We start from the raw sequence: 11,359 nt of genomic DNA on the forward strand, positions 1-11,359 counted from the left end.
GATACATATTATATGTACGAAGGCATTTCATTTACACAAGATTCTTGACGCTACCGGTTAAAGCGACTGCATTAATCTTTTCTCTAAAAGTAAGTCTGATTTTCTGACTTTTCCCGGCCTTATCTTGTAACTTACCTGAACCTTTTGGAAATTTCTGCCGTGAAATTAATAAAAAATTTAAAGCAAAAATAGCGGTACATAAGACAAAAGACCAGCCAAACCAAATTTTATAAAATTCAATTACTGTTACCAAAATAGGTAGTAATAATTCCCCAACTGAGGCAAATGCTTTAATTAATACATTTGCAGTTGTTGCATCATTAGGATATAGTTCCATCAAAGCTGGATACGTTCCCGAATCAAGAAATGAGTTAGCTGCACCAGCCAATACACCACAAACATAAGCAACATAAATGTTAGGACTTAAAACAATACCTATAAAAAACGGAATATAAGTTAAAATACCCAATTGTATAAAGATCTTGCGTCCATATCGATCTGAAAGTATACCAGAAATATATAGTACCAATAATCGGCCAATACCTAATGATGAAATAACAAACGAAACACCAGCATCATTCACATGCCATTGCTCACTTAACGCTGACATGTTTTGGGCAAGAATAACAATTGCCATACCATGAACTAAATAATTAATGTATAAACTAATCGTTTTTACAATTTTATTGTTGTGTACTAGTAACATTATTCCCCCTTTATAAAATCCGCACAGTACTCATTACAACACTATAAAATTTTGTCTGGATTTAAAATGTTATTTGGATCAAATACTTGTTTAATCTTTTTCATAGCCGTATAGGTAACTTCATCTAATGACTTTCTTAAATAAACTTTTTTTGCGATACCAATTCCATGCTCACCAGATACTTGTCCGCCAAGTGTTTTGCTCTCCTGATACAATGCATCAAATACTTTAGTTAATTTCTCCTGCCATGTTTTTTGATCATAGTCATCACGACACACATAAAAATGTAAATTACCATCCCCAGCATGGCCAAAACCTGGAATGCGAATATTCTCAGTTGTCGCTATTTGATGAACATACTGAACAAAACTTACAATTTCACTTCTTGGAACAACAATATCTACTTCATCCATTTCTGTAGTTGAATCTTTGATGGCTTCTAAGAATGCTCCCCGTGCTGACCAAATTTCTTCTTGCTGTTTAACGTCATCTAAAACATAAACATCTTCAGCCCCATGTTCCAAGCAAAGCTCTGCAATCTTTTCGTAATCATCTTCAATTTGCGCTTCTTTTTGACCATCAAACGATAGTAATAGATAAGCCTGATGTCCATCTTCTGGAAAAATTTTCTGAGAAAAACTTTCCCAATATTTGATTACATTCTGCTCAAAAAATTCTACGGCAGTTGGTGTGATCCCTGAACGTAGTATATTGGGTACTGCTTTAATAGCGTCCTTAAAGTTAGGAAAGGGAACTAGTAAACTCATTGTAACCTCAGGCTTAATAATTATTTTTAACGTTATCTCAGTGATAACGCCAAGCGTTCCTTCAGAACCAATTATCATATCTTTCAAATCAAAACCTGAACTATTTTTAACAAATTTACCACCTAGGTGCATCACATTTCCTAGAGCTGTAACGACTGTTAAGCCACGTACATAATCACGAGTGACACCATATTTAATTGCACGCATACCACCGGCATTAGTTGAAATATTACCGCCAATAGTTGCTGTTTTTTCACCGGGATCTGGTGGATAAAAGAAACCACGTGTTTCTGTATATTGTTTAATGTCAGTTAATAATGCCCCAGGTTCCACAGTTAACGTTAAATTATCTGTGTCTAATTGTTTGATTTCATTCATACCCGAAAGGTCCAGCAAAAGCCCACCTGTCGTCGGAATTGCACCACCCACCAACCCGGTTCCTGCTCCTCTTACTACTACTGAAATATTGTTTTCATTTGCACACTGCATAACTGTTGCAACTTCTTTAGTCGTCATTGGTTTTACCGCAAACTCCGGCAAATGAAATATTGTATTAATTTCGTCATGCCCATAATCATCCGATATTTCATCTTCAGTATATAAACGATCCGGTGGAATAACTTTAGTAAGTGCTTTTAAAAAATTTTCTTTTGTTGTTTCATCCATTTTCGAATACCTCCACAATCTAAATTGTCAGCTTTCTAAACGGTGAGATACTTTTTCCAAAAATTCCCTCATCACGCCAATATGCAAAAACAGAAAATCCATTTTTACATTTAAAACGACATTCTGCACAAGGGTCGCTGTCACAATAACAGTAAGCATCTTCATCAGCCAAAGCAAACAATAATTTGTTTTTCGAATTTTTATAAACATATTTAAATTGAAAACCAGTAAAAGTTAATAAGCAAACCCACTCAATCTGATGATGATCTGATTTAAGTAATTTTTCAGGTAATAAAATTTGAACGCAATTTTGATCAAATCCACCAATTATTTTATATTTTGGAATACGTGGATCTTTACCATCCAATACAACTTTTATTTCTCGTATTCCGGCTGGCATTTCATCAGTTGTATTCTTTAAAGTGGCCAAAATCTGTTTATTATTAAATTCATAAAAGTGTGGTACGGGACGAATGATTTCTGGTCTGCGTGTTGCCTGAGATCTAGTGATACTTAATCTTTCTCTTGTCATTCAACACACCTCGGTAAAACTTAGCTAATTAAGTTACTTACTACTGTTAATCTGTTGTTTCATAATTGTCTTTTTTACTTTTCCTGAATCTGTCGTTGGAAAAGATTGATAGATAAAAAGTTGCTCTGGCCAATATTTTTTCAAAACATGCTGTTTTTTTAAGAAATCAATTAACTCTTTCAAAGTAATCACCTGATTTCTATCTTTTAAAACAATACAAATTCCAATTCGCTCTCCAAGTCTTTTATCAGCGATTCCTACTGCTGCAGCTTGTTGAACTTTCTGGTTCGCCATAACTTGCTTTTCAATTTTTTGCGATGCTATTTTTTCACCACCACGCAAAATAATATCGCTAATACGCCCATCTACTTTAAGAGCAAAATCAGAATTATAATGTCCTAAATCGCCAGTGTGAAACCAATTTTGCTTATCTAAAGCGACTTCAGTTGCTTTAACATCACGAAAATATCCTTGAAAAACAACCGGGCCTTTTACAATTATTTCACCAGACTGATAGGTATCTTTAATTTCTTTACCATTCGAATTAATGATTTGAATATCAACACCTGGAATTGGGAAGGTAGCATCTGTCAACCAGTTCTTTTGTTGGTAATATTTAGGATCAGTACACGCAAAAGGAACACATTCTGTGGCTCCGAAAACATTGTAAACGGGTACCTGTTTGATTATTGCTTCTTTTTGAAGCTGCCAAGGTATTGGCGAACCTCCACAGATAATCTTTTTAAGATAATGTTTTGCTGGTATGGTTGAAAAAAGGTCATATACGATCGTTGGAACAGCAAGCATGTACGTACAATGATGCTTGTTTATAATATCAAAGCAGTCTTGTGGGCAATATTCATCAAATAAAACACATGTACTGCCTGTTAAGATAGTTGTAACAATACCATGATGAAACCCAATCGCATGATTAAGCGGCAGAGCTAATAACAAAATATCTTTGTTGGTAATGTGATATTCCTTAGAAAAATAAATTTCGCTGTAAAGAATATTTCGGTGTGAAAGCATCACTCCTTTAGGAGATCCAGTTGTGCCAGACGTTAATAATATTGCAGCAATATCTGCTGGTAACTTTGCTGGATTGTGTTGCTCTTTCAGGCGAAAGCAACTTACCGAAGCATCTAAAGAGGATATTGCTTCATATTTTGTGTTTTTCTTATTCAACACATAATTAAGCTGCTTATTGGATAAAATCACTAATTTAGGTTGCATTAATTCCAAAACACGCTCAAACTCTTGCTTATCTACATGCATGCTTAAAGGTATGGCAACAATATTCAATTTAAAACAAGAAATTAAAATTTCAACATTTAACACATTAATTGGTAGTTGTACAACTACTAATTCTTTCTTTTCAATATTATGTTGTTGAAAAAGATTAATTATTCTAATACATTGGCAATCTAGTTGCGCGTAGGTTATTTTTTTATTTTTTTCTATTAAAAAAACATGGTCAGGTGAAGCTGCACAACGTTTTTCCCAAATATTATCTAATGTTGAAGTAGCTGCATTTGCCATTAGGGGATACTGCTCAATCATGTTGACACCCCCACAATAACTATTTAGCTGTTTTTTTGATTAATGCTTTAACAACTTTTTGCGCATCACCAATAACACCATAATCTGCTAATTTAAAAATCGGTGCATTTTTATCTGTATTGACTGCAATTACACATTTAGAATCTTCCATTCCTGTGGTATGTTGTATTGTGCCCGAAATACCAATCGCAAAATAAACTTCAGGAGAAACTGTTTTACCAGACTGTCCAATCATCATTGAATTATTCGCCCAGCCTGAATCAACTACCGGTCTTGAAGCCCCAACAGCAGCATCTAGATTACTTGCTAATGCTTTTAATAATTCAAACTGGTCACTATTTTTTAATCCACGGCCACCAGCAACAACAACATTAGCGTCATTGAGATTGATTTCTTCTTCATCTGATAAGTTATTAAAGCAAATATTTTTGACATTATTCAAATTTAATTGAATGTGCTTAATATCTGTAGCTTCCAATTTATCAACACTCGTATGTTTATCATCTGACGTATTCATTGTAATAATCATTGTTTCATTTAGGTCTGTAATAGTCGTTCGATTTAATGCTCCTGAATAAGCTTTTTTTATTAATTTTAATTGATCATCACTATGTTCAAGATCATTAACACCAGTAACAATCAATGAATTTAATAATGCACTTAAACGTGCTGCAATGCCATTAATAAAGCGATTGCTGGAGAATAAAATGATCGGATTAATTATATTTTTAAAATATTGATACAATGCTTGTGCAATTAAATTTGGTTCTGGTGCATTTACATTGTCGATTGACAATATGGTCGCATTAGCAAATGAACTTTTTATTTCTTTATCACTAGTTGATACAATCACTACATGAATTTCATAATCTGGGAAATTAGATTGCGCTGCGTACTGCAGCTTTGCACAATCATTTTCACTTCCCACAGCACAAAGATAAATGACCTGTTTATTCATCTTTCAACTCCTCCTTTACAAAATATTTTGTTGTTGTAGTTTAGTAAATAATTCGTTTACTGCATTTTCATCTTCATCTAAATTAAAAATAACAGCGGTTTTCTTTTTCAATTCCGGTAAAGCTAATTTTGTATTCCCTAATTGTTTTACTTCAAATTGTTTTGGTTGTTTAACTGTTATTTCTTTTATTTCTGCTTTTCTAGCTTGTATCTTGGTTTTAAAGCTAGGCAATCGTGGTGTATTAATTGTGTCGGTAACTGAAATTACCAACGGTTTCTGTGTGTATGTCGCTGAAAGTTCACTTTGATCCCAACGTGAAACCAAAGTTAGTTGTTCATTGTCTTGCGTTTTAATTTCATCCACATTATCAACAAAATCAGTCCCCAGAGCAGCAGCAATACCTGCTCCGACAACCGCTTGATTATCATCCGCTGCCTCTCTACCGACAATGTAATAATCAGCTTTTTGTATAGGTAAATTGCCCAAAATATAACCTAGGGAAGGTGAGTAGGCGTTTATTTCAGAAAATTTATCATCTAAAGCAGTAATGGCAGAATCTACACCCAAAGATAATGCTTCACGCAGTACTTTTTCCGTCTCAGTCTTTGTACCAAGAGAGACTGCAGTTACATTTCCTTTGTACTTTTCCCGCAACTGTAAGGCAGTTTCAATTGCATATTTGTCGTAGGGATTCAATATTACAGAACCTTTATTACTTTTATTCGACAAACAGTCTTGCGCATTGTCAGGATCAATAATTGCTTTTATATAAACAACGATATTCATAAATATTCTTCCTAACTATTTAAGTGTCTAATGTTTATTTGTCTTCACTAATTCATTTGCAATCGTTATTCTTTGAATCTGATTTGTTCCTTCGAAAATTTGAAAAACTTTAATATCGCGCAATAATTTTTCAACTGGATAATCACAAGAAACACCATAACCCCCAAAAATCTGGACTGCATTTGATGTTGCTTTTTGTGCAAGATCAGAAACAAATGCCTTAGTCATTGCACCTTCTTTTCTTACAGATAATCCTTTATCCATCATTTTCATGGTGTTATTTACCATTAAACGTGCTGCTTCTGTCTGCATTGCTATATCTGCCAACATCTCCTGAACCGCTTGAAATTTATAAATCGGTCGATTAAATTGCTGCCGGACAGTTGCATACTTAACAGATTCATCTAAAGCTCGTTGCATGATTCCCACAGCTAATGTTGCAACAAATGCGCGTGACAAATTTAAAGAATTTAGCGCAAGCTTAAACCCTTCTCCTTCTTCTCCAATTCGGTGATCTAAAGGAATATGAACATCTGAAAAGTTCACCGTACTAGTATCTGATAAGCGCAAACCCATTTTTTCTTCATGCTTACCCACCGTAATACCTGGGCAGTCGTGTTCAACAAGAAAAGCACTTAGTCCACGATTGCCATCATCTGAAGTCCTAAAAATTGCAATATAAACATCAGCTAAATTCCCATTTGTAACAAATACTTTTTCGCCGTTTAAAATATATTCGTCATCTTTTTTCCGCGCACTTGCTGCAACAGCACCTGCATCAGAGCCTGCATTTGCCTCACTTAATGCAAAAGCTGCAAACTTTCCTGGCACAATTATGTTGGAAAAATATTTTGCCATCTTTTTATTACCACTCAGAATGACCGATCTTAAAGCAACAAATGTTGAAACTAACGTAATTGCATAGCCTGCATCATATTTTGCTAACTCTTCAAAAACCATTGCAGTAGTTTCGTATGATAGTCCTAAGCCACCATATTCCTCAGGAATTTCAAGTTGATGAAGCCCAATTTCAAATGCTTTATTAAAAGCAGTTTTAGGGCAGCTACCTTCTTTATCCCATTGCTTAACGTGTGGCTCAAGTTCAGTTTCTGCAAACTCACGAACTAAACGAATAAATTCCTGCTGTTCTTCCGTATATTGTAAAGCCATTATTATCACTCATTTCTTAGACTAAGTTATATCTAAATAATCTTTAAATATGACTTTTTAATCCAACAACGCCGTCTTGATATAACTGTGCTATTTCTCCTTTTGTATAACCTAATTCCTGTAATACTTGACTCGTATCCGTTCCTTGAGCCTTAGAAACATTTAAATTTGGTTGCCCTTGAGATGCAAATCGAATTGGATTGGTTGGAATGAATCTTCTATTGCCTGAGGGGAATTTCATTTGACGTAATTCATCATTTTTAAGTGCTTCCTCATCCTTATAAATTTCATTTGGTGTTAAGCATGCTTCTAATGGCAAGTCATTTTCAGAGAATGCTTTTACCCAGTAATTTAAATCATGCTTTTTAAACGCATTACCCAAAATATCAATAAATTCTTGATTTAATTGCTGTTGATTAACATTATCAATCTGGTTATATTTTGGATCATCAACCAGATCTCTTCTCCCTAAAACGGTCATTACTTTGTTATAGTCACGATCATATACCGGCACACACATAACTAACCAACGATTATCTTTTGTTTTATAAGTGTTGTTAAAAGGATTTGCAATTGCTTTTCTTGTTTTCGGATACTCATTACCATACTGTGCTGACACCATAGCAACATTTTGCATAAATATTGCTGCATGATGTAAACTAACCGTAACTTTCTCACCTTCACCGCGATTAAATTGCTTTATTAAAGCACCACAAATTCCAGCAACTAAACACATAGAGACTTGAAAATCACCGTAACCATTTGATGGGTTCATTGGGGTTTCATCTTTTTCCATTGTCGTTCCTAAAATACCACCTCTTGCCATATAGCAAGTAGCATCAAAGCCAGCAGCATCTGATTTATCCCCATTTTCACCATAGCCCAATACTTGTGCAAAGATTAATTCTGGAAATTTTTGATGTAATGTTTCGTAATCTAATCCCATTTTTGCCAAAGATTTAGTTCGAATATTAGTCAAAAAAACGTTGGCATCACCCAGCAATTGAGACATAATTTCCTGTCCCTGAGAACTTTTAGTATTCAATGTAACGAAACGTTTATTCATATTTGAAATATCAAATCCCAAATTTTCGTCATCGGCATAATGCATATTAAAAACAGCACCCTGTGTCCGGCCAGGATCACCCTTAGGAGATTCAATTTTAATAACATCCGCACCCCATTCTCCTAATACCCTAGCAACAGTAGGCGCTGCTAGAAAAGTGGTCATATCAATGACCTTCACACCTTCCAAAATATTATTCATAATAGCTTTCCTCCTAAAAAGGTCGATAACAGCTTAATTATTAAAAATGCTGCATCGACCTCAGTACTAATTAAGCTTATTTGATTACACCATCATCTAGAATAAGTTTACGTGCTGCCGTTACTCTTTGAACTGAACGTGGACCTTCCTCAAGCCACATTGCACGGCAATCTCGATACAGACGTTCAACTGGACCATAAGGGTTATCCTCAAAATAACCAATTCCCCCAAATGTCTCTAGCATATAATCAGACACAAGCTTAACCGTATTAATACTTTGTAATTTACACATAGCTGCTTTTTCTTCAATATCGATTCCTTTATCGTATTGATCTGCTAAATCATATAACATGGCACGTAGGGCAAAGATCTCTGTTCCCATATCAGCTATTTGCTGTTGGATCATCTGTCTTTTAACAAGTGGTTTAATGTTACACGATCCTTAGCACGTGCAATAGACATTTCTAACATTCGCTGGCTCATTCCAAGATTACTGTCGGCAATGTGTGCTCTAGAAATAGATAATGATGAAATAGCAACATGTAATCCTTCACCACGTTTTCCTAAAAGATAAGCTTTTGGTACTTTAACATTTGTAAAGCGTAAACCAGCATGACCAGCACCACGACATCCCATCATATGTGGCATTGGAACAATTTCATACCCCGGTAAGTCAACTGGTACCCAAAAAGCACTTAAACGATCGTCCCCGGTTTTATCTGGATCAGTTACGGCAATCACATAAGTTGCATCGCTACAATCAGTGTGTGAAATCAGTGTTTTTTCACCATTCAATAAGTAGCAATCGTCTTGTTCAATAGCCGTTGTATGCACGTCAGCACCAGTACCACCGGCCTCTTCTGTCAATGCAAAATTTGTAAAAATAGTTTTATCTTGAACCTTAGGAAGTACTTTCTTTTTAAGATCTTCATTACCAAATTCATCCATAATACGCCAGTTCAAATCTGCAGCGTGATGTAAATGCATCCGCATACCTCCAGGTCCACGACTAAACATTTCTTGTACTTGGAAAATTTGCTTTTGCGTTAAACCAAAGCCACCATATTCTAACGGTAAAGCAAACCGATACAGGTCATTATCAATTGCTAATCGGAAAAATTTTTCAGGAAATTTGTTAGTGACCTCTACTTCTTTTTGCATTTCATCAAATGGACCTTCAGTTAATGCTTTAATTTGTTCTAAATAATTTTCAAATTGTTCATCTGTCATTTTTTTGCCCGGTGTCAATTGAACTTTTTTTATCATTTAAAACCCTCCAATTAAATAACTATCTCAGCTACAAAAAAGTATTTGTCCAAAATCCTTCAACCATTTAACCAGTACTAAAACTCATAAAATCCTACTTAACTAAGAAATCGTTTCCATCCCACACTTTTAGATTATCCGGACTTATAATTAGATTCAAATACTGTTTAACTATATTAAGTATTCATAAAAGAAATAATGTGATAATCTCAGACTTACAGAGTACTGAAATTTAAAAATGAAGCCTATTTTTTATCAATATTATTCAAATTTCTATAACTAAAAAAAGCGAACGATTTCAAAATTGAAATCGTTCGCTGATTTTTACGTACCATTTTTCAAAGTACGTTTTATTAAACATTAAGCGTATTTATTTCTTAAGAGAAAAAGTGATATTTTTTATTTCTCGCTTCAACAAATACTGCTAAAAAAACACCAATTGCTGTAAAAACAATGTCTAACCAAAAAACTTTTAATACACTTGTTGCAGTATCGTTAATGATAAAACTAGAAACAAACGGTCCGACAAAATAAGTCAAAGCTGCTGCAAAACTATAATAACCAGTCACGCGACCCTTCTCTGTGGGAAAGTATTGTGTTAATACTGCTAATCCTAATTGCCAAACACCACCAGCTGCAAAAAAGCCAATAACAGCACTAGTTATTTTTGCTAACAATGGGCTGGGTTTTATAACTAAAATGACCAAAAAGATTAATGAAATTAAGGGATAAATAATAACTAGTAGAATCGGTTTAATTTTAGTCACTAAAATTGTCGTCACAAAAACCGAAACCAAAGAGAAAACGGCATACCAAGACATTAGAGTTTTCGCTACATTTTCACTTAATCCAAGTACGGAAATCCCAAAATTAGGAATATATTGCGTATAAACATAAAAAGTAAATGAAATTGTGAACCCTAAGATAATCAACGCAAGACCGTCAATCATCATATTAGGCATCGCTGCACCATTTTTTCTTGAAGTTCACTGTCGGCAACACTAGTTTTTTCAGATGATTTTTCCTGTTTATCCTGCGGTGCAAAGCGGCTAAACAACACAATTACAATATCTACAACAATTGCAATGATCAAAAGCCATAATGTCATATGTGCATTAGGTAAAGCCGCAACAATAAATGGCAAAACAAATTGTGCTAATGACATGGCTGCTTTAACCAAAGAACTCATACTAGCTGATTTTTCCGGAAATGCTTCAGATAATGCTGGGTAAGCAGCGGCATCACCGAAGGAATTCGTAAACCCGAGAAATAACGAAAATACAGCAGCGGCTACAACATTCCTACTTAAAATTAAACCAAGGAAAAAAATAACCGTGCAACTCATTCCCACCAATAAAATTGGTTTACGTCCAAAACGATCTGATAAAAAACCAGCAAAAAGGATTGTCAATAGTCTACCAATCCCCATCATTGAAATGACAGTTGATACACCATGTAGATTGGTTTGCCATGAATTTTGAAAGAAAGAACTATACTGTGAAATAATAATTTGTGCCATGCTTAAAATGGCGTAACAAATATAAATACCGATAGCAGACATAAAATAATGCGGTTTTGGCGCTAGTTCATTATTTTTATTCATTATTAATCCCTCACTTAAAATCAGGTACTGTCAAACGTACCCTAATTTACCTTGTTTTTATTATCGTTACTAATTGTT

General features: G+C 34.5%; 12 protein-coding genes. All 12 read right to left on the reverse strand.

The features are described from left to right. Positions 1 to 31: 31 nt before the first annotated feature. The 12 genes from FC24_RS10310 to FC24_RS11835 all read right to left on the reverse strand — a co-directional run bounded on the left by FC24_RS10310 (position 32) and on the right by FC24_RS11835 (position 11,281). Positions 32 to 706: an MFS transporter gene (locus tag FC24_RS10310; RefSeq protein ID WP_057874779.1), complete on the reverse strand. Its 675-nt coding sequence runs from the start codon at positions 704 to 706 to the stop codon at positions 32 to 34. 41 nt (positions 707 to 747) lie between these two features. Continuing rightward, a complete protein-coding gene (locus FC24_RS10315; RefSeq protein WP_057874780.1) occupies positions 748 to 2,139 on the reverse strand; it encodes an FAD-binding oxidoreductase in 1,392 nt (463 codons plus the stop codon). A gap of 19 nt (positions 2,140 to 2,158) precedes the next feature. Further along, positions 2,159 to 2,671: a hypothetical protein gene (locus FC24_RS10320; RefSeq protein ID WP_057874781.1), complete on the reverse strand. Its 513-nt coding sequence runs from the start codon at positions 2,669 to 2,671 to the stop codon at positions 2,159 to 2,161. A 33-nt stretch (positions 2,672 to 2,704) separates the two neighbouring features. Beyond that, a complete protein-coding gene (locus tag FC24_RS10325; RefSeq protein WP_057874782.1) occupies positions 2,705 to 4,231 on the reverse strand; it encodes an AMP-binding protein in 1,527 nt (508 codons plus the stop codon). Positions 4,232 to 4,250: 19 nt separating this feature from the next. Beyond that, positions 4,251 to 5,189: an electron transfer flavoprotein subunit alpha/FixB family protein gene (locus FC24_RS10330; RefSeq protein ID WP_057874783.1), complete on the reverse strand. Its 939-nt coding sequence runs from the start codon at positions 5,187 to 5,189 to the stop codon at positions 4,251 to 4,253. A 15-nt stretch (positions 5,190 to 5,204) separates the two neighbouring features. Then, a complete protein-coding gene (locus tag FC24_RS10335; RefSeq protein WP_057874784.1) occupies positions 5,205 to 5,975 on the reverse strand; it encodes an electron transfer flavoprotein subunit beta/FixA family protein in 771 nt (256 codons plus the stop codon). A 27-nt stretch (positions 5,976 to 6,002) separates the two neighbouring features. Then, on the reverse strand, positions 6,003 to 7,145 hold the full coding sequence (locus FC24_RS10340) for an acyl-CoA dehydrogenase family protein (RefSeq protein ID WP_057874785.1): 1,143 nt from the start codon (positions 7,143 to 7,145) through the stop codon (positions 6,003 to 6,005). A 43-nt stretch (positions 7,146 to 7,188) separates the two neighbouring features. Beyond that, positions 7,189 to 8,412 (reverse strand): CaiB/BaiF CoA transferase family protein, encoded by a 1,224-nt coding sequence (locus tag FC24_RS10345; RefSeq protein WP_057874786.1) that lies wholly within the window; start codon positions 8,410 to 8,412, stop codon positions 7,189 to 7,191. A 76-nt stretch (positions 8,413 to 8,488) separates the two neighbouring features. Continuing rightward, positions 8,489 to 8,794 carry an acyl-CoA dehydrogenase family protein gene (locus FC24_RS11715; protein WP_235807404.1) on the reverse strand — a complete coding sequence of 102 codons (306 nt, stop codon included), beginning with the start codon at positions 8,792 to 8,794 and terminating at the stop codon, positions 8,489 to 8,491. Positions 8,795 to 8,814: 20 nt separating this feature from the next. Then, positions 8,815 to 9,678: an acyl-CoA dehydrogenase family protein gene (locus FC24_RS10350; protein WP_202813624.1), complete on the reverse strand. Its 864-nt coding sequence runs from the start codon at positions 9,676 to 9,678 to the stop codon at positions 8,815 to 8,817. Positions 9,679 to 10,055: 377 nt separating this feature from the next. After that, positions 10,056 to 10,640, reverse strand: a complete 585-nt coding sequence (locus FC24_RS11830) for an MFS transporter (RefSeq protein WP_235807405.1) — start codon at positions 10,638 to 10,640, stop codon at positions 10,056 to 10,058. Next, complete coding sequence (locus FC24_RS11835; RefSeq protein ID WP_235807406.1) at positions 10,628 to 11,281, reverse strand: MFS transporter; 654 nt, start codon at positions 11,279 to 11,281, stop codon at positions 10,628 to 10,630. Before FC24_RS11835 ends, FC24_RS11830 begins: the two co-directional genes overlap by 13 nt. Positions 11,282 to 11,359 lie beyond the last annotated feature (78 nt).

The organism is Loigolactobacillus rennini DSM 20253, from assembly GCF_001436505.1.
Lineage (GTDB): Bacteria > Bacillota > Bacilli > Lactobacillales > Lactobacillaceae > Loigolactobacillus > Loigolactobacillus rennini.